Here is a 19,026-nt window from a genome sequence, read left to right as displayed (position 1 = left end):
GCAAGTTTTTATGCGTTACGCGTGAGTATGATTCCGCACATTATAAATCCCATAAGGTTTTTTCGATGACTGCTTCTGATACACCCATGCGTGTAATGCACATAATATCAGGTGATCTTTGGGCGGGGGCGGAAGTACAAGCATACACTCTATTAAAAAAACTGCAGCCTCATACCAATCTGTACGTGGTATTAATGAATCATGGTGAGCTCGAAAATCGCTTACGTGAAATAAATATCCATGTCACTGTCCTGGATGAGACAGTACTAACGAGTCTGGCGATTATCGGACAGCTCAGAAAGCTCATCCGCGAGTTAAAACCAGATGTTTTGCATACTCATAGACAGAAGGAAAATATATTTGGCAACCTTGCCAATGTCCTAGCTGTCCCTTTTTTCAGGTGGCGGGCTAAATCAATTCGCACTAGTCACGGTGCTCCCGAATCAACACCTAAAGGAAAACAGAAACTCCAGGTGTGGTTAGATACTTGGATTGGAAATCATTTACAGCAATGCGTTATTGCTGTTTCTGATGACCTGGCCAAAAAGCTTACGTCTATATTTCCCCCTGATCATATTCGAGTGGTTCACAATGGTGTTGATTATGAAGCCTTATTAGCTAGTGCCAAGACAGCAGAGTTCAAATTGGCATTTCCTGAGTACAAACACATAGGAATTATTGGCCGGATTCAGCCAGTGAAAAGAGTGGATATTTTTTTAGAAACCGCTGCGCTTCTTCTACTAAAGCATCAGCACATTAAATTCCATGTGATTGGTGATGGTAATTTAAAGGGGCAAATGGAAGAGAAAGCTGAGCTGTTGGGAATTACGGATAATGTGGTTTTCCATGGGCATCGCGCCGATATTGCCTCTTGCATAGTTTCTCTTGATGTTATTGTCATGTGTTCAGATCACGAAGGTACACCCATGACCGGATTGGAGGCGTTGGCTTTGGGCACTCCACTGATTGCACATGATGTGGGTGGGTTGCATGAAATGCTTTGTACGCAACCAGAATTGCTAGTGTGTGATCATTCACCATCAGGTTATTTTGAAGCTATCAACAATGTGCTAGTAAATAATAATTACAAACCTGTTCTGGCGAAACACTATGATGCTGACGTCAACTCTCTGGCGACTCTTGAGATATACAAGAGCCTTTTGAATTGACATTTATGTGAGAGCTTTGATTCGTTTTGAAATGTGAAAAGTAATTTTTTCTAGCGGACTTTCGATAGTCTTTGCAAAGAGGGACCGCCAAAAAAAAGATAATTTTTGCTCAATCAAAAAATGCATTAAGTAGCTGGTGGCAATAATTGCGCTAAATATCATTAAATAGACATATATTTTATTACTATCATTCGCAAACATATTAAGCAAAATGTAGCCTATGTGGGCATGAATCAAATAAACAGGATAGGTTAGCGCGCCCAGTGTTTTGGAATAAGGTAATGTTAACCTACTGCCAAGGTTAGATTGTAAAAAGAAGAACAGCATAAAACATGCAAGGATAACAGCGATGACAGTGGTTTGAGAGAAGTCGATATTTTTACGATTGGCCATTTCTATAGTTTGCGCTACAGAAAAGGATGCGCACAGGTACAGTGAAATTAGTAAAGAAATCCAGACAATTAGATTTTTTTTGTTTTTAAGAATTGCAAATAATGCACCAGCCGCAAAATAAGAAAAATAACCGCCCAAATAACTATAGCCATCCAAATCCATAGCTTTTGCGGCGATCATAAGTACAGGCCATGCTATAAATATTTTTTCTAAATGTTTTCCCATGCCAAATAATAAAATTAAAAATACAGCAAAATAAAATGTAATCTCATAGGCCAAGGTCCAGTAGACTCCATCAATAGGTGGAAAGCCAATGAAGGATTGCAGCATTGTCATATTCACTAATACTTGAGTGCCACTAATTTTTCCTATATTACTTCCCCACAGATACATAAATGTTGCTGTAAGTAGTACAGCAAACCAGTAACACGGCATTAATCTAATGGCACGACTTTTGGCGAATTCAGCAGCACTGTGGTTTTTGGCAGAGAAAAATATTACGTAACCACTAATCATAAAAAATAATTCAACCCCCAGGTAACCATACTTGGTCACTTCGATTAACCCAGGTATGTGAGCTATGGATGTCACTTTTCCATTGGCAATACCATTGTATGAATAGTGAAATGCTATTACTGCAAGAGCGGCGAAAAATCTCGCGTAATCTAATAACTCCAATCGTTTCATTATTCTTATTGCCAATTAGTTTTTGGTTGTAATTAACTGCTTAAGCAGGTCAAAGTTGCGTTGGGCTTTCGCTCTGATACCGTCATTTAGCGAATGAGAGGTTGTATTTTCTGATAGTTCAGAATTAATTGCCTCATAAGTAGAGTCAAAAAATCCCCCACTCAAAAAATGCTCAATACTTATGATTCTTTCTGGAAGGTTGGCAAGTTCAAGAACACCAGAGACTTTTTGCATGTAGGCTATGCCAAGAAATGGAGTGTTAGTGTTTAGCGCCATTATAGAGCCGTGCAATCTTTCGGCGAATACAAAATCAGCGGAGCTTAAAATACCTTGTATCTCATTAGCGGCATAATTTTTTTGCAAAATGGTGCATTTTTTTTGTGCGGCTGGGTTAAGTCCATTATAAATAGTGTTAGCAGCAAAATAATCATCAAATGTTTCATGGCGCTGCAAAGGTACCATCCATATTTCCGTACTCGGGATTTCTAAAATTTTTTCACAAAGATTGACGTATTGCTCTAGCCAGCCTTCCTTTTCCATGTTGTAGCAGCAAGGCACAAGAGATACGATTTTTTTGGAGGTTTTATTTATCCCTTCATCTTTCAGAATAGATAAAACTCGTTCTTCAGGTGCGGAGTTGAACGTAAATACCAAGTCCGGGATAACGTTAATTTTTTGTTCCGGAATATGTAAACTGGTTAATAGCTCTTTGGAAAGATTGTCTCTCACTGTTATCAGGTCTGCGCGTACAAATGCAGCTGCAATTGCATCTTTGGAACCCTGATGGTGAAGGGGGCCTACACTTATTCCAACAAGAGCTACTTTTTTGCCGAATTTTTTTGCCAAATGTATGAGATTTATATATCCAAAAATCCATTTGTTGGTTTCTTTGGTATCAAAGTAAAGTCCACCACCGCCAATAATAATTAAATCGGCCTTAAAAAAAGTAAAAATTGATTTTAAATAAGCAAGCCTGCTTCTGCGAAGTAAACCTTTGATTATGGCCTTGGGTGCGAGGCTAAAATAATTAAATGCATCTATTCCGTGACTTTTTTTGGTTTCTTCCGGCTTTGCCGAGCAGGCTGATATTACTGCTTCAGGGTTTGTTCTTTTAATGCCACTAGCTAATGCACTTAATATTGCCTCATCTCCAGCATTGTCTTGTCCGTAGTAACCAAAAATAGCAATTCTTGACATGGTTATATGTTCCAGTTTGGGGCTAATAATTTATATAAATGTTTTTAAGAGTAAATAGATAGATCTGAACGATGCGCGTAGTTTTATCGCCGTTAGCAAATTTTTTCTTGCGTCCTGTTTTTTATTAAGACACAGCTCGGCAGATGCTATACAGGTGTAAATTGAGGATTTAGCGGTGTTAATTAACAGACGATGATCTCTTTCGAATGCTTCGTTCTTTTTGCAAAAAGCTTCTATTACATCCAGGTGAGCTAAAAAAGGAGAGTAAGCGGCTCTGTAAGTGAGGCTATTTTCTTGTTGGATTACTGTACATAGTTCATTTTCAATGAGCGCGTATTTTGCTGCATAGCAGCTGCGCAACCAGAGATCTACATCTTCCGCAGTAATTAAAGATTCGTTAAAACCACCCAGCGATTCAAACAAGGATCGTTTTAGCATAACAGTAGGTGTAGCGAGAAATGGTTCTAAAAAAACGTCATCAAAACTGATTAATTCAAACCTCAAGTTTTCAAGTGGAATTTCTTGCTGTGCTACATCATTTGTGAAATTTGCTTCACGAACGGTTTGAAATCTAGTGCTTAAAATACCTAAATCTGCATGTTTATCAAAAACGGCCACCTGAAATTCCAGTTTTTGGGGATGCCATAAATCATCTGAGTCCAAAAATGCAATCAGGTCGCCTTGTGATAATTTTACGCCTTGATTGCGTGCTGCGGCAGCGCCAGAATTAGGCTGACAAAATAATGTAATTTTATCTTTAAACCTTGCCAAAAGCTGAACAGTATCGTCAGTTGAACCATCATCAACCACTATGACTTCATAAGAATTATAAGTTTGCTTAAAAACTGATTCTAATGTTCTTACGATAGTTTTAGATGAGTTATAGGTAGGTATAACGACACTAATTTTCACGGTAGTACTCATGGTAATAGTTTAAAAATAGTTAGATCAAACCCGGGCTTCATTGATAAATCCTTTCTCAATCATTGCTTTAAAATATTCATTTTCAGAAATGAGTTGAGAATATTCTCCATTTGCAAGCAGCTTCCCATCTGCGATAACAGTAATTTTATCTGAGAGTTTTATTGCAGCAGGGCGGTGTGAAATTACAATAATGAGCACTTCATTTTTTAATTCATTAAGTAATTGCATGATTTCATGTTCGGATTCAATATCAAGCGCACTGGTAGGTTCATCTAGAATAAGCACTTGATTACTACGATAAAGTGCACGGGCTATACCTATGCGTTGTCGTTGACCACCGCTCAGCAATTTTCCGTCTTGTCCTAATCCAGTATTTATTCCTTGCGGTAACTTTTCGACAAACTCCATGGCGTTTGCTTGTTTTAGCGCATATTTTACTTTTTCAATATCGACGTTTTCTCGCTCCACACCAAAAGCAACATTGGCTGCAACGCTGTCATCTAGTATAAAAATATGTTGTGGCACATAGCCTATGCTGCGCTGATAAGAATATTTTAGATCACCTGCAACTACATTTCGGTTTACCAGTAATTCACCGTGTTCTGCTGGAAGCAAGCCGAGAATGATATCAGCCAGGGTTGACTTTCCTGAACCGGAAGGCCCGGCTATCGTATTTAATTCACCCTTTGAAAAATTGACTGAAACACTATCCAAAACAGGCTTATCAGTTTTTGGATATTGATAACGAATGTTCGTGAGATTGATTTCATTAATATCGCGCATTGGGCTGGCAGAGTTTTCACTGCTATGGGTAATCACATCGAGATTCGATTTAAGCTCAAGTACGACCATTCCATTCGCACTAATGCTGGAAATAGATTTATACATTTGTTGCATGGTGGGTAATAGTTTATAACCTGCAATTGCATAAATACTTAAGATAGAAACTATACCAGCACTGTCGGAGTTTTGAGATAACAATAAAATTGCAAATAATAAAATTGCGCTAAAAGAAATGGTTTCAATTGCGAATCGTGGAAGCTCTCCAGAGAGCGAAATATAAGCTGTCGAATCAAGTCCCTTTTTATTGATGCTACGATAGTTTGCCGTATATTTTGATTCCAGGGAGTTTAATTTAATATCTTTAATGCCTATGAAGCTTTCTGATAACAACGATTGGATTGCTCTGTTCCTGGCTGTAATTAATTCACCGTGCTTTTTTAATGATCTTTTGATAATCCAATAGGTTCCTAAATATGCTCCGCCAATTAACAAAGCCGAACCTATTGCGATAACGGGATCAAGGAATAGCAAACCAATCAATATGATAAAGGCTACGAATGCCTGGCTGCACATCATAAGGTAAGGCTGTAATACCATATAAATAAAACGAGGCGCATCAGATGAAATAATGGAAATGAGTTTGTTGTAGTTGGTCGATTTATGAAATAAATAATCGCGATTAATAAATCGATCAAATAACTGATATTGGAAACTGCTGCCTAGATAAATAGAAAACTTAAGTTGGAGCCATAAGGTTAAAGCGCTAATGCCATTTGATATAAAAATCATTGCGATGGAAAGCAAAGCGAAGGCAAGAATGAAAGACTGGCTTGATGTGAAATTCCCCAATGAGTAAATCTTTTGAAAAACTGGATTGGTATGAATTGAATCCGGGTTCGAGATGATACCAATGAAAGGCGCTATGCTCGCAACACCAACGACTTGTACAATAGCTGAAAACGCAAAAAACAGTTGCAACAAGAGCATTTTATTTCTTTGCTCTTTGCTCAGCACAGCATAGATGCTACGGATAATACTAAGAATATACATATGCGTGAATAACCTGATCCTATTTGTTAAAAGTTTTCATGTGACGTGTTTCCACATTCTATATTGAGTATCCATCAAACTATCTTTGCGTAAAACTACGCTCGCATTCTCTATGTGGAATGTTTTTCCATCCAGTCCACCATTAAATTCCATTGACGGCTTGCGTCAAATCTTTCTCGCAGGTTGCTATAAATTAATGCGTGTTTTTCAGCGCGTTGGGCAGGCAGATCTGTGGCAATTGCGCTACTCATTTCAATCCATGCATTTAGATCTGTCGCAGGTAAGCTGTAGTGTTCGAAGGGTGAGTTTAATATTTCTCTCATACCACCAATTGCAGCACCAAGTGGTAAACATCCACAGGCAACTGCTTCGATGAGCGTCATACCAAGTCCTTCATCTGCAGACGGCATTAAAAAAAGATCAAATGCATTCCATGTTTTAGGTGCACTTTCTTGCCAGCCGGGAAAGCGAACTCTTTCTGAAATTCCCAAGCTGTCTGCCAATTTTTGCAGGCGAGCCAGATCTGATCCCTTGCCCGCAATCACGCACCAAATATCCAGCTCAGGTTTGCGGTTGATTAGCTCCGCTACAATGCGAAGTGTAAAATCATTACCTTTGTGCGCTACTAATCTGCCCAGTGATCCTACAACGAAAGAAGATTCTGGAATGCCCCAGCTTGTGCGCAATTCCTTTCGTGCGTTGTCCAATCGGGTAAAAAAATTGAAATCCACGCCTGGGTATATTACATCAATCTGGGCGGGTGCTATTGGGTAAAAACTAATAAGCGGTTCGCGAACGGCATGGCTCACTGCAATTGATTTTTTTACTGAACGAATGTGCAGGTGCGTACGGATAAAAACTTTTATCTTTGCTTTTACGCTGGTTGCTTTAACGGGTGCTATGGCTGGATGGTGTTCCCATCCGAGGTAAGTTGCACGAGATAAAAGCGCCACAAGATCAAGTCTCCAGTTTGCACATCCAAACCAGGTTTTTGATCTTATGATGATTGCAGGACGTGTTTTCTTAACGAGATCGCGCCACTCTTTTATTGAGACACTATCAAAATATGAAGTAACTATGTTGTATAGCTGTAAACCTTTTGCGTCTTCACTTTTTCCAAGAATCGCTTTTCCTACTTCTACAATAATCGGGTGATAGCCTCTCTTTAACAAGGTTTGTGCAAAGCGTACTGTGTTTTGCTCTGTTCCACCAATCTGGCCATGAGTGGTATCCAGAATCAATAAGACGCTATGGCCATTAGCTTTGTTGTTTGAAATATCACGCGCATTACTATCAGTGATAAGTTGAGGCTTTTCTGTCATTAGTTCACGCTTCCGTTCTTCAATGTCGTTGCCAGGCGGGCGATGATAGTTGAAATAAGTTTTGTTTGAAGTTTTTTTGAAAATAAAGATTCAGCACGAGCCCGCGATGCTAGCGAAAAACGTTTTGCCAAGGTTTCATTGATAATTAATTCATTAATATATTTTGCCAGGTTGTGCGAATCGCCAGGTTCGATGTGGAAGCCGTTGGCATTGTGTTCTATAGTTTCCCCCAATCCCTGAAGGTTCGAAACGATTAGTGGCAAACCAGATGCCATCATTTCGACACTTGACATGGTAAACGAATCCCAGCCCGTGGATGCTATTACCCCAACAGAAGCGCTGCGCATTAATTCAGCTATATCGTTACGATAGCCTGCAAATGTTACGTGGTTTTTGGCTTGTGTTCCCGCGAGAAGATCCTGATAAACATCTGCTTCGTTATTTTTATTTCCACATATTACAAAGTGGACTTTTTCTTGCTGCAGTTGGTCTACCAATTCAATAGCGGCTTGCATAATGACGCGAACGCCTTTGCGCTCCTCCATATGACCAGAATAGAAAACTATTTTCCGGTCAGAGGGAATTGCCAAGGATTCATGAGCGTAGTAAAAATCTTGATAAGACGGGAAAAATTTTTCCGTATCCACTCCCAATGCTACAACAGCGGTTTTATCTTTTGGAATTCCACGGCCTTTTGTTGCTGTTAATTGCATAGCGGCAGATTCAAAAATAAAAAAATCCGGTTTGTGGCTACGCATCAACCACTCTATTTTTTTGTACAACAATTTAACGCCAGAGTTGAGCGAGCTCATGCTTGCTCCCCAATAAGAAATAATGCTTTTAACACCTGCTGAGCGAAGCACTGGTAATACATTGGCGGGATAACCAAGGTCGAATGCCAATACTTGCTGGATATTGTTTTGAACAATAAATGCTTTTAGGTCGTTGTGCTTATGGCTGCTTTTAAATTGACATTCAATGATATTGGTATTGGCTTCCACTACTTTGGGGTAAGACCAAAAAATATTTTCTTGCGCGTATCCTGCATCAATCGCAGCATTAAAAAAAACTTGTTCGAGTGTTCCAATCGCATATCCCGTGAATTGCTCACAATGTATCATGATTAATATTGATGCTGACTTGTTCATTAGGCTTTAATCCACAAAAACATTGTCATTAAAGATTTTCTTATGCACAGTGCGTTGTAAAACCTTTGAGGTTTGTTACCATCAAGCGCATGAATAATAAAATTAAAAGTGGATTTGAAAAAAACACCTAAGCTGGATGCAAGAACACCAATTGGTCGGCCAAAAATTTTTTTATTTTTTGAAACTCGCGCAATGTGAATTGATGAATAAGCGCCATCAATAAAAAGTTTTTTTATATGTGCTTCGGTATATTCCTTGGTTTTTAGCCTGTGCCCGACAGGAGCATGGGGGAAGTACAATACTTTTGATTGTGAACGAATAAGATTGCGATATAGAAGGGTCTCTTCGCCGGCGATTAATTTAGAGCCCATGCGACCTAACGACGGATCAAATCCTCCCTGGGATAATATCAATGGTTTTCTCACACAAAAATTCTTACCAAAAAATTCATGATGAATATCTTTGATATGCAGTGGATTATCACCATAATTCAACTCCACGAAACAAGCGCGGTAAGAATTTTGATACCACCAGGGTTTTGGTTGATCCCATAAAACGTGAATGCTGCTGTAAAGACAGTCAGGTTCGTATTCTTTGATATGGTCGTAATAAGCGCTAAGCCAATTGTTTGGTAATTCCGCGTCATCATCTGTAAATAAAATATAGTTACCTAAAGCCTTGGCAACTCCCGTGTTACGAGCATGGGATAGTCCTTGGCGATCCTCGAACAGGTAGTGCATGGAAATGTTGCTTTTCTTAATCGCGGATAGACAAACCTTTTCAGTGTGATCAGAGGAGTTATTGTTGACCACAATAATTTCAAAGTTATTAGAATCATCCACTGCTTGCGATAACAATTGCTCCAAAGTGAGACTCAATGAGTCTGCATTATTGTAGGTGCATAGGACGATGCTTATGGTGGGGGATGTACTCATCGGCAATCTCGTTTGGGCTTGCATGTGGTGTGCAGTTACAGTCAGCTAATTAATGGGGGCTTATTATAGAGAGTAATTATTAAATGTTTACATTGTTATTCGATTTATTGAATTATTTAGTGTCGTTCTGACTTATCAACGATAAGTTTTGCCATTTATCTATGCGTCAGTTACCTCGCATTAGAAGAGTCTGTGATAATTTACGCGCCAATGTGCCTCGATATTCTTGCTGGTGTTATTAGGGTCAATTGCGCCATGAAATCGAAGATAAATCTGATTTAGATCATTTGTCATGATTAACTTATACAAATAACGTGGATGATATGTTTGTTCGAACTCCTAGAGTTCTATTTCTAATAAATCCTGCGTCATCGCGGAGATGTTTTGGTATCCTTGCCCCACTTGAAATGACGGTGAGCTGAGATTTCACCATCAACCTTAGATTTCACGAGGCGACTAATGGTTTTAATAGCATTATTTTGGTTTTTAGGTGTTTTGGCTGTGTATAGTTACTTTATATACCCCGTTTTGCTAAAGATTTTGGTGGTTTGGAAACCTTCAAGGCTTGCCTCTACATCGCTACAGACTGATTCCTCTCCCGTAAATATCTCTCTGATTGTGACTGCTTATAACGAGCAAGCTCGTATTAAGGAGAAAATCGAAAACTCACTTGCTCTGAATATAGATAGCAACCGGTTTGAAGTCATAGTGGCTTCCGATTGCTCTGAAGATGATACGGATGCGATTGTTAAGGGATACGAAGATAGGGGAGTAAGGTTGGTCCGCGCTAATGAAAGGCTAGGGAAGGAAAATGCTCAGTTGGCTGCTATCAGGGTAGCGCGTGGTGATGTGTTGGTGTTTTCAGATGTTGCCACCCAGATTCCTGCAGACGCAATTAGTCGGTTGGAGGCTTATTTCGAAGATCCGAGTATAGGTGCGGTTTCAAGTGAAGACAGGTTTATCAGCCAGGATGGGACAGTGGCTGGTGAGGGTGCTTATGTTAGATATGAAATGTGGTTGCGTAAGTTGGAATCGCAATTGTCTGGATTAATCGGTTTGAGTGGCTCTTTTTTTGCGGCGCGCAAGAGTGTATGTCAGGAGTGGGACATCTATTGTCCGAGCGATTTCAATACAGCTTTAAATACTGCCAAGGCTGGATTGCGCTCGGTGAGTGCGCCCGATGTGTTGGGTTATTACCAAGACTTGAAGGATGCATCCAAAGAGTACCAACGGAAAGTGCGTACTGTCATTAGAGGTATGACGGGTTTGTCTCGTCATAAGGAAGTAATGAACTTCGGGTTATTTGGTGCTTTTGCTTTTCAGGTTATTAGCCATAAACTTATGCGTTGGTTGGCGCCGTGGTTTTTTCTGGCATTTTTCATTGTAAGTGCGTTGGTTGCCAGAGATGGTTTTTTCTACGCATTGGTATTTTTTGGGCAGTTGCTTTTTTACGGAATTTCTGTGGTCGCACATTTTTTGCCGCAGTTGCGCGAGATAGGTTCCGTAAAGATTATCTATTTCTTTGTGCAGGTTAATGTTGCTTTGCTTGATGCTGCGATTAAGTTTCTTTCTGGAAAGAGAATGACTACATGGAAGCCCTCCGCTCGCTAATTCGTGGTGATCTGCCACCGGTCGGAAACTCGATTATCCATAAGCGCAACCAGGATGACATTGGAATGCCTGAGTTTGCCGGCTACAAGGCAACATGGGTTGATTCTGGAACTTCGGCATTAGCGCTCGCATTTAAGGCAGTAAGATTTCTGCGGCCCGACCTTTCCTCTCCCGAAGTGTTGATTCCAGGATATTGTTGCCCTGATTTACTTTCGGCAGCGCATTACGCAGGTATTAAACCTGTGTTGGTGGACATCAATGATAATGATCCGTCTTTCAGTCTCACGCGAGTGCGTGATGCAATATCCAAAAATACATTGGCGATCGTCGCTATAAATTTTTTGGGTGTTAGCGAAGATTTACACGGACTATCAAAGCTTAAAGCTGAATTTCCCCAGCTGTATATCGTTGAGGATAACGCGCAATGGTTTCCTTCTAGCGGTGAAGATGACCTTTTGATTGGTGATTTTGTAACCTTTTCTTTTGGCCGTGGCAAACCGCTAAGTTTACTAGGTGGAGGGTTGTTGTTATCAAAGCTAGATCTGCCTGAGGCGTTCATTCAGGAGAATATTGAACCCATAGCTGACTCCAGTTTTGTTTCAAGGTGGAGTGTTAAAGCTAAACTCATGGCTTACAACCAATTATTAAATCCTTTCTTTTACCAAATGATTAGTAGAAATCCATTTATCAGCCTTGGTAACACTCGATATAGCGCGCTTGAAAAAATCACATCGTTTGATGATGTTAGGCGAGAGTTATTTACAGCCAACATGATTCAATACAATCGGAGTAGTAATCATATTGGGTCATGTTATGACCAGCTGTTGAGTGATATTCACTTTAACAACAGGTTTAGCGCTTTGCATACTGCAAGAAGGAGGAGGTTGCTCCGCTACCCCGTGTTGTTTTCATCTGTTGAAGAAAAACAACGAGTTTATAAAGTTTTGGTTGAGGCAGGATTAGGGGCTACTGAAATGTATCGTTTGGCATTACCAGAAATTTCAGGTGTTCAGAATTATACAATTGCCGGAAGTCTTGATAACTCAATGGCCTTTGCTGAGCGATTCATTAGCTTGCCTGTTCATCAGGCGGTAAGCGCTGTCCATTTGAAGCTAATTAGAGCTGCTTTTGAGCGCGTGAATTTAATTTTCTAGCGTAGCTTTTTGGTGGTTGTATCCCAATTTAGTGCTATTTGCGTTGCTGAAGCAAGTTCGTTCGCACAGCTTGGTTCGCTACATAAACTATGAATGCTCATTATGTTGAAATAGCGTCTACCAGTAAATGTTGCAGGTATCTGTAGCAACTTTGCTATCTCGTAATTGTTGGTGTTGTATTCACCTATTTCAAATCTGTAAATAAAGATTGCAAAATTTTGTCCGCCTGTGCGCCTCAAATTAAAAACCTTATAACCTAATTCTTTAAGCTCTACAGGGGTGGCGCGTGGATCATTTTGCCATTCTTCAGTGTTATAAAGTGATTCAAAATAGGGAATGATTTTTTCACGTAAGGTTTCTGGCTGATATTGATTCAGCCGAACGTGAAGCTCGGTGTTATCAATTGTTTTAGATGCATACTCCTTGACTTCAGCAGCAGGCAAGCGTGGAGGGAGGAGTGAGTCTGTAGGTTTGGCTTGTACATTTAATCCGATAGATTGAAGCGACAATGTTGCAGTATTTCCAACAACGTTCGGTATTAAGTTAAATACTAAGGGGCCAACAGCTAGGGCTAGCGTAGGAAGAAGCGGTTTGATTACGGGGTTTGATTGCCCCTCATACCTCTTATGTTTACTCACCGGGGCAAAGAAAATGGCCGGTAGCATCACGCACGAGAAAAGTATCCAGCCAAACATCTCGTGATCGTGCATAAGGCTGCTTTTCATATGGGTGATATCACCGATTAAAACGAGCAGAAAAATTCTCAACCAATTTGTCGCAAGTCCTAAAAGGGTTGCTATGACAATAGCTATTATTGTTTTAGAGATGCTGTAGTGATTGAGGATTGAAAGAAGATAGCCCAGCAAAATTGATATAGTGAGATAGCGCAAGCCTGAGCAACCATCCGCAATAAAAATATGGCCATAGGTGATAAATATATTTTGGCCATCAATCAATGCCGTTATACCAACCGCCTTCACCAAGAGGCCGACTACATAAGCGCTCATCTGTACCAAGATAGTGTTTAGCTGACTGAAAATTGGTAATGTAAAAATTAGCAGCCCTAAAATAGGTATAAAAAAAGTAGTAGTTCTAAGTGAATAGCAGGCAGTTAAAACAAGAGGAATACACAGTAGAAGACAAAGATTTGCCAAGAGGGTGATATTGGCTATTACAAACAGCAGCCAGGCTATTGAGGTTAAAGCGATAAATGTAATAAATATTGCGCGAAGAAGTTTAGGATCCGCACGGTATGGAAATTTTTCTATCCTGAAAACTAAAAACAGGAGTGCTAGCAATGTTGGTATTGCATGAGATAAATCCTCATCCCATTTCAACCAGCGAGCTAGCAAAGAGGAGGTGGATTCATTAAATAATAGGCCGAGAGCTAAGAAAAAAATCGAAAATTGTAACAATAGAGACCAATTTTTCGGCGACTTTTGCTGACCTACGTTTCCCTCTTTATCCATTCGTTGTTTGCTCTGGAGCTTGATCTAGTGTGCGCGAATTCTATACGTTTCACGTTACACTGCCAATCATCCTACCCGCTCCAGATTAGGAAATTTTAAAGTATATAGCGTTGCTACTGGGGCTTGATACTCGTGAAGGGGCTGTATAAATCATGTGTATCAAATGCAGCAATTTCGAAAGCGTAATCCCCAATTAGTCCCTGGAGCGTTATTTGATCCACATCTTTACTTACCGTTTTATAAGTGTAAGTACTTTCTAGAAGCGCCTTGTAACGTATTTCATAACCGCCGATGTCTGCAGCGAGTAAGGGAACTAGGTTTTCTCTTTGGGTGGGCGGAAGCCACTTTAAGGTTACGTTGCCTGACACCAATGCTAGTGGCGTTTTGATATTGATAAGTTTTTGGGATGACCAGTTGCCAGCAGCATCTCCAGCGCTAACGCCATACCAGTAGGAAATGTCAGGCGCAACTGTCTTGTCAATAAACGTGGTTATGTCTGCTGTTAGCGTTTTAATTAATATGGAGTCTCGGTAAACCCTGTAAGCGGTGACACCAATATTATCTGTGCCAGCGTTCCAGCTGATTTCAACTTGAGTACTGTAGGCGTTAACTTTGGTGACTTGTGTGGGAGCTGTCGGTAATGTCAGGTCTATGCCAGCGGATGACTTGCTCGAGTTGCTGCTAGCTGAAGATTTCTGAGCGCTTGAATTGGCTCCAAAAGCGGCGGTATTGGCTGTGGTTTCACTAAGCCCTGACCAGTTTTCCGATGTATCGCCTGCACTTATGCTGTAAGTATAAGATTTGCTCGGGGCAACATCGAAGTCATAATACAGAACGTCACCACTACGAATGGTGTCAATTTGTACCTGATCACGATAAATCTTATATGAGATAGTTCCGCTGTTGTTATCTGTAGATGCTGCCCAAGCAAGAACGACCCGATCAGATTGGGCGGTTTCAACCCTGAAATTTGCAGGAATGCTAGGCGGTGTTTGGTCGATGTTTGATGCCCGACTTGAAAGTGATGACGAGCTAATGCTGCGGCGAGAAGACGACGAGCCGGGAACACTGCTTGATCGGGACGAGGTAGCCGAACTAACTTGACTAGAGGCAGTTTGTGCCGGTGCGGAAGATTCCTGAGTAGCCAAGACGCTAGATGCGACCGCCGAGTCTGACGCTTGGGGCTTTGTATTATTGGGAGTTGAATTGAAACCGCCACCGGTATCGGTGCTGCCACCTCCACCACCACAACTTGAGAGAGCTAAAATAAATATGGTTGCAAGAGACGCAAGATTTAGCTGAATTTTCAATTTATTTTTCATCAAAACTACCGGATTGGTACCACTATGGTGATCTTAGGTCTGAGCTGAGCAGACCACGAATACAGTTATATGTAGCACCAATGTTTCCATTTAAGTGAGATTGGTAGGGCAAAATTCATGTTTAGCGATGGGATGCGCGAATCTTGTGATGCACGGTTTTGCCGAATGGGCGCGGTTATAGCATGTTTTGTTATAAGTTTATTTGTGCGCCGCCGGATTTCTTTTAAAAGTGTTAATCAGTCCTCATCTGGATGACTGCTGGCACTGATTTGCATATCGTATTTTTTAACGAGGTCGTAAAAGGTGGGGCGGGTGATGCCGAGGAGTTTTGCGGTAGCGGAAACATTGTGGTCGGCCATACTGAGCGCACGTAAAATCGCACTTTTTTCGGCTTCCTGGCGAACATGGCGAAGGTTGAGCGATAGGTCGCCCGCCTCGGCCAATCCTAAATCTTCACGCGTAATGTATTTGCCTTCGGCCATGATCACGGCGCGTTTTATTTTGTTTTCCATTTCCCGGATATTGCCGGGCCAGTTGTAACCTTCGATGGCTTCAATAGCGTCGGGTGTAAAACCTGAAACAGCTTGGCTGTGTTCTTTGGCGAATTTGAGTTGGAAATGGCGTGCCAGTAAGGCTTTATCGCCCTGACGTGCGCGTAGTGGTGGAATATCCACGGTCATTTCGCAAATCCGGTAAAAAAGGTCCTCACGAAAGCTGCCTTCGCGCGACATTTTTTCCAAATCTTTGTTGGTTGCGCAAATTACGCGTACGTCTACCGGGATTTCGGTGCGGCCGCCAACCCGCTCAATGACACGCTCTTGTAAAAAACGCAGCAATTTCGCTTGTAAATTCAGCGGCATATCGCCAATTTCGTCGAGAAAAAGCGTACCTTCGTTGGCGGTTTCTACCTTACCGAGCGTAAGTTTGTTGGCGCCCGTAAAAGCACCTTTTTCGTAGCCGAAAAGTTCGCTTTCAATTAGGTTTTCTGGCACAGCAGCACAGTTAATGGCGACAAAGCGCTTGTTTTTGCGCGGACTCAATTGATGAATTGCGCGTGCCATAACCTCCTTGCCCGTTCCGCTCTCGCCGAGCAATGTGCAAGTCACTGTTGTGGGGGAGATTTTTTCCAGCTGGCGGCAAATCTTCAGCATCTGTGGATCGTTACTAATCAGACCTTCCAGCGGTGCTTGTTTGGCGATGGTAAGGCGGCGGTTGTCAGCTTCTAGGTCAAAAATATGGAAGGCGCGCTGTACAATCAAGTCCAGTGTGTTGGCATCAACCGGTTTATGGTAGAAGTCATAAGCGCCCATGCCCACAGCGCGAATTGCATTTTCGTGGTCGGTTTTACCGGTCATCACAATGATTTTGCTGGATGGTGCTATGCGTAAAATGTCCTGAATGCATTTAAACCCTTCATCCACGCCATCTTCATCGGGCGGCAAGCCTAAGTCCTGAATAATTACTGAGGCCTCGTGCAGGCGGAGTGCTGCAACGGCATCTGCCCGGTTCTCCGCAAAGATGGTTTCGTATTGGTCAAAGTGCCAGCGTAATTGGCTTTGCAGGCCTTGGTCATCTTCAACAATTAGAAGGATGGGCTTTTGGTTCAGGGGTTTAGTCATGCGGGTATTTAGTCCATCTTATTCAAAGGGAGGGAGATGGTGATTGTGGTGCCTTCGCCTACGGTACTCATCACGTTGAGCGATCCGCCCAATTCACTGATGTACTCACGCGATAGGTAAACACCTATACCCATTCCCTTGCCAGATTTTGTTGTTTCAAAAGGCTTGAACAAACGATTGTGGATAAAGTCCCAGTCCATGCCGGAGCCGTTATCCTCAATGGTAATCACCGCCCGATTGTTATTGTAGGCGAGTGTAACATGAACTCTGCCGCCGGTTGGTGTGGCCTCCAAAGCGTTTTTGATGAAATTCGTGATGGTCATCACCAAACGCACCTGATCAGCGTTGAGCGTGTATTTTCCTTTTTCAATACTGCTGGTCAATTGCGGATTATTGCGGCGACATTCGGAAACGGCCACTTCCACAACCTCGGTCATACTCAGGCATTTGACCAAGTCGGATTCGTCGCGACGCAGCTTTTTAAGAAGGTTGTTCATGCGATCTACGGAATTGCTGATGGTTTTGATCGCATCCTCCACAAAGGCGGGGTTGTCTTTGTGTTTCTCCGCGTTCTTGACCATGAGGGCTTGTTGCGCAATTAAATTGTTGAGGTCATGAATAATGAAGGCGACCAGCTTGTTATAGGTGTCGAATTGCTTGCCCTCGGCCAGCTGATCGGCCTGATGGTGGCGCTTGAGGTAGCTCGCAATTTGGCGGCCGATAGTTTTGAGAAGGTCCAAGTCTTCCCAAGTCAAAGCAGTGTCATCTACGGGCTTGGTTAAGGCCATAAAGCCCACCAACTCCTCGCCCACGATCAGCGGAAAGATCAGCCATAAGTTGGGAAAGTTGCGAGCCCAATATGGCAAGAGGTGGTTGTTTTGGCTAAGTGCTTCGTTATCACCGCTATCGGGAAAATATACCCATTCCAAATCCAGAAAGGCTTGGCAGAAGAGGCTATCAGCAGGTTCCTCTTGCAGGTCTACTACTCTAGGCAGATTCACCTGATAAACCGGCTCGTAAAACCCTTGCTTAAGTAACCAGATGGCACCGCCAGGAGCTTTGGTCGTAGAGGCCACTGCAAAGAAGGCGCGTTGGTTAACTTCGCTGGCTTCCGCCGGTTGCGCGAGATAATTGATGATGCGCAACCATTCGCTGCGATAATCGTACTTATGGCGGAACAGGTGTTTATTAATTAATACCGACAGGCGAGAGCGCAAGCTGCTCGATACAAAAACCATGGCGATGATCATTACCGCCGCAACCAGCACGAAGCTGTATATCACCGTTCCCCAGTTGCCGCCGTAAAGACGCACGTAGTAACCACCCAAAGAAAGGGAGGTGATAAGAAGTCCGACACCAATTAAAGAGGTGGTGTAAAAGGCAATGGGGCGGGAAATATTAAAGTTGGCGGTGCGTTGGGATTGCTGCAAAGGCACCAATCCGCCCAGTGCCATAAACAGACAAGTGGCAATTGCAACGGCAGCGCGGGATTGCCAAAGCAGCGGATCAATCCCTTGGAAAATAAGGCCATGGGTGTAGAGATAGATATCGTAAATAAAGATGGCGCCCAGGTTCATGCACAACAGTTTGATCTGGCGATCATTGCTGGCCGCGTAACGATAAAGCTGCTCAACACTCACTAAGCTGATCACTGCCAGGCTCAGTGCAAACCAGGGGGTCAGGGCAAATATGGTTTTATTGTTTACGAGTGCGAAAACAAAGATGAGCGCTGTAAGCGGCCAGCCAATCCCGAACAAAATTTGCAGGCTGCGCGGAAAGTGCTGCTGCTTGCTGTGTTTGCGTAAGCTCAATGCAATCGCAAGCACCCACACGTTGTAATGCAAGCACTCCAAAAACAATAACCAATTGGTGGTTAAATGATGGTTCGAAAAAGACAACGCTATAGCGGCCAAATGAAAAGTATTGATAGTCGCTGCCACGGCGAAAGCGCTACCGCGTTGCTGGTGCCAGAACTGGTATAAATAGGTAATGGTAAGCAAGGTAGAAATTACAGCTGCACTTAAGTAAGCCGTAAAGGTGACTTCTGCATATTCCATATATCGACGGATTCCGGAGTTATTATCGGCTTAAGCATAACATTGAGGCGATCCAGATCAAAACCGCCGTCGCGAAGCTGAGCTAGACTTCAATAAGCTCGTTATCGAGGTAAGCAATCGCGAACACTTTTGGCTATAATGCCCGCGAGCTGTTGAAAAGACTCGAAAATCGCCACCAGCTTTAAG

General features: G+C 42.1%; 14 protein-coding genes. 3 read left to right on the top strand and 11 right to left on the bottom strand.

All coding sequences use genetic code 11. The features are described 5' to 3' along the window. Positions 1 to 65 precede the first annotated feature (65 nt). Positions 66 to 1,169 carry a glycosyltransferase gene (locus IE104_RS14555; RefSeq protein ID WP_189419850.1) on the top strand — a complete coding sequence of 368 codons (1,104 nt, stop codon included), beginning with the start codon at positions 66 to 68 and terminating at the stop codon, positions 1,167 to 1,169. Positions 1,170 to 1,172: 3 nt separating this feature from the next. Here the strand turns inward: IE104_RS14555 and IE104_RS14550 are convergent, their stop codons facing one another. The 7 genes from IE104_RS14550 to IE104_RS14520 form a co-directional block, all read right to left on the bottom strand. Further along, positions 1,173 to 2,249 carry an acyltransferase family protein gene (locus IE104_RS14550; RefSeq protein ID WP_189419848.1) on the bottom strand — a complete coding sequence of 359 codons (1,077 nt, stop codon included), beginning with the start codon at positions 2,247 to 2,249 and terminating at the stop codon, positions 1,173 to 1,175. Between the two features lie 15 nt (positions 2,250 to 2,264). Further along, a complete protein-coding gene (locus IE104_RS14545) occupies positions 2,265 to 3,446 on the bottom strand; it encodes a polysaccharide pyruvyl transferase family protein (RefSeq protein WP_189419846.1) in 1,182 nt (393 codons plus the stop codon). Between the two features lie 30 nt (positions 3,447 to 3,476). Beyond that, positions 3,477 to 4,358, bottom strand: coding sequence for a glycosyltransferase family 2 protein (locus tag IE104_RS14540; protein ID WP_189419844.1), 882 nt, complete (start codon positions 4,356 to 4,358; stop codon positions 3,477 to 3,479). Positions 4,359 to 4,394: 36 nt separating this feature from the next. After that, on the bottom strand, positions 4,395 to 6,203 hold the full coding sequence (locus tag IE104_RS14535) for an ABC transporter ATP-binding protein (protein ID WP_189419842.1): 1,809 nt from the start codon (positions 6,201 to 6,203) through the stop codon (positions 4,395 to 4,397). A 110-nt stretch (positions 6,204 to 6,313) separates the two neighbouring features. Next, positions 6,314 to 7,525 (bottom strand): glycosyltransferase, encoded by a 1,212-nt coding sequence (locus IE104_RS14530; RefSeq protein WP_189419840.1) that lies wholly within the window; start codon positions 7,523 to 7,525, stop codon positions 6,314 to 6,316. Continuing rightward, entirely contained in the window at positions 7,525 to 8,673 is a 1,149-nt protein-coding gene (locus IE104_RS14525; protein ID WP_189419838.1) for a glycosyltransferase family 4 protein, read from the bottom strand. The genes IE104_RS14530 and IE104_RS14525 overlap by 1 nt, the downstream gene beginning before the upstream one ends. After that, positions 8,673 to 9,632 carry a glycosyltransferase family 2 protein gene (locus tag IE104_RS14520; RefSeq protein WP_189419836.1) on the bottom strand — a complete coding sequence of 320 codons (960 nt, stop codon included), beginning with the start codon at positions 9,630 to 9,632 and terminating at the stop codon, positions 8,673 to 8,675. Before IE104_RS14520 ends, IE104_RS14525 begins: the two co-directional genes overlap by 1 nt. A gap of 435 nt (positions 9,633 to 10,067) precedes the next feature. Here IE104_RS14520 and IE104_RS14515 point away from each other — a divergent pair, with 435 nt between their 5' ends. Together IE104_RS14515 and IE104_RS14510 are read left to right on the top strand one after the other, a co-directional pair. Beyond that, positions 10,068 to 11,219, top strand: a complete 1,152-nt coding sequence (locus IE104_RS14515; protein ID WP_189419834.1) for a glycosyltransferase family 2 protein — start codon at positions 10,068 to 10,070, stop codon at positions 11,217 to 11,219. Further along, on the top strand, positions 11,198 to 12,373 hold the full coding sequence (locus IE104_RS14510; RefSeq protein ID WP_189419832.1) for a DegT/DnrJ/EryC1/StrS family aminotransferase: 1,176 nt from the start codon (positions 11,198 to 11,200) through the stop codon (positions 12,371 to 12,373). Before IE104_RS14515 ends, IE104_RS14510 begins: the two co-directional genes overlap by 22 nt. On the opposite strand, the gene xrt is transcribed toward IE104_RS14510, so the two are convergent. The 4 genes from xrt to prsK all read right to left on the bottom strand — a co-directional run bounded on the left by xrt (position 12,370) and on the right by prsK (position 18,840). Beyond that, positions 12,370 to 13,842 (bottom strand): exosortase, encoded by a 1,473-nt coding sequence (gene xrt, locus IE104_RS14505; RefSeq protein ID WP_189419830.1) that lies wholly within the window; start codon positions 13,840 to 13,842, stop codon positions 12,370 to 12,372. The genes IE104_RS14510 and xrt overlap by 4 nt on opposite strands. Positions 13,843 to 13,955: 113 nt before the next feature. Then, positions 13,956 to 15,164 carry a fibronectin type III domain-containing protein gene (locus tag IE104_RS14500; RefSeq protein WP_189419828.1) on the bottom strand — a complete coding sequence of 403 codons (1,209 nt, stop codon included), beginning with the start codon at positions 15,162 to 15,164 and terminating at the stop codon, positions 13,956 to 13,958. Between the two features lie 236 nt (positions 15,165 to 15,400). Further along, positions 15,401 to 16,783 (bottom strand): PEP-CTERM-box response regulator transcription factor, encoded by a 1,383-nt coding sequence (gene prsR / locus IE104_RS14495; protein ID WP_189419826.1) that lies wholly within the window; start codon positions 16,781 to 16,783, stop codon positions 15,401 to 15,403. 8 nt (positions 16,784 to 16,791) lie between these two features. Next, on the bottom strand, positions 16,792 to 18,840 hold the full coding sequence (gene prsK, locus IE104_RS14490; RefSeq protein ID WP_189419824.1) for an XrtA/PEP-CTERM system histidine kinase PrsK: 2,049 nt from the start codon (positions 18,838 to 18,840) through the stop codon (positions 16,792 to 16,794). Positions 18,841 to 19,026 lie beyond the last annotated feature (186 nt).

The organism is Cellvibrio zantedeschiae, assembly GCF_014652535.1.
Classification (GTDB): domain Bacteria; phylum Pseudomonadota; class Gammaproteobacteria; order Pseudomonadales; family Cellvibrionaceae; genus Cellvibrio; species Cellvibrio zantedeschiae.
The sequence above is the reverse complement of the archived record's forward strand: the minus strand, read 5'-3'. Positions and strand labels throughout refer to the sequence as shown.

Excerpts from the sequence above, each read along its gene's own strand:
- IE104_RS14555 (WP_189419850.1), top strand. The coding sequence starts at position 66 with ATGACTGCTTCTGATACACCCATGCGTGTAATGCACATAATATCAGGT.
- IE104_RS14550 (WP_189419848.1), bottom strand. The coding sequence starts at position 2,249 with ATGAAACGATTGGAGTTATTAGATTACGCGAGATTTTTCGCCGCTCTT.
- IE104_RS14545 (WP_189419846.1), bottom strand. The coding sequence starts at position 3,446 with ATGTCAAGAATTGCTATTTTTGGTTACTACGGACAAGACAATGCTGGA.
- IE104_RS14535 (WP_189419842.1), bottom strand. The coding sequence starts at position 6,203 with ATGTATATTCTTAGTATTATCCGTAGCATCTATGCTGTGCTGAGCAAA.
- IE104_RS14530 (WP_189419840.1), bottom strand. The coding sequence starts at position 7,525 with ATGACAGAAAAGCCTCAACTTATCACTGATAGTAATGCGCGTGATATT.
- IE104_RS14525 (WP_189419838.1), bottom strand. The coding sequence starts at position 8,673 with ATGAACAAGTCAGCATCAATATTAATCATGATACATTGTGAGCAATTC.
- IE104_RS14520 (WP_189419836.1), bottom strand. The coding sequence starts at position 9,632 with ATGCAAGCCCAAACGAGATTGCCGATGAGTACATCCCCCACCATAAGC.
- IE104_RS14515 (WP_189419834.1), top strand. The coding sequence starts at position 10,068 with ATGGTTTTAATAGCATTATTTTGGTTTTTAGGTGTTTTGGCTGTGTAT.
- IE104_RS14510 (WP_189419832.1), top strand. The coding sequence starts at position 11,198 with ATGGAAGCCCTCCGCTCGCTAATTCGTGGTGATCTGCCACCGGTCGGA.
- xrt (WP_189419830.1), bottom strand. The coding sequence starts at position 13,842 with ATGGATAAAGAGGGAAACGTAGGTCAGCAAAAGTCGCCGAAAAATTGG.
- IE104_RS14500 (WP_189419828.1), bottom strand. The coding sequence starts at position 15,164 with ATGAAAAATAAATTGAAAATTCAGCTAAATCTTGCGTCTCTTGCAACC.
- prsR (WP_189419826.1), bottom strand. The coding sequence starts at position 16,783 with ATGACTAAACCCCTGAACCAAAAGCCCATCCTTCTAATTGTTGAAGAT.
- prsK (WP_189419824.1), bottom strand. The coding sequence starts at position 18,840 with ATGGAATATGCAGAAGTCACCTTTACGGCTTACTTAAGTGCAGCTGTA.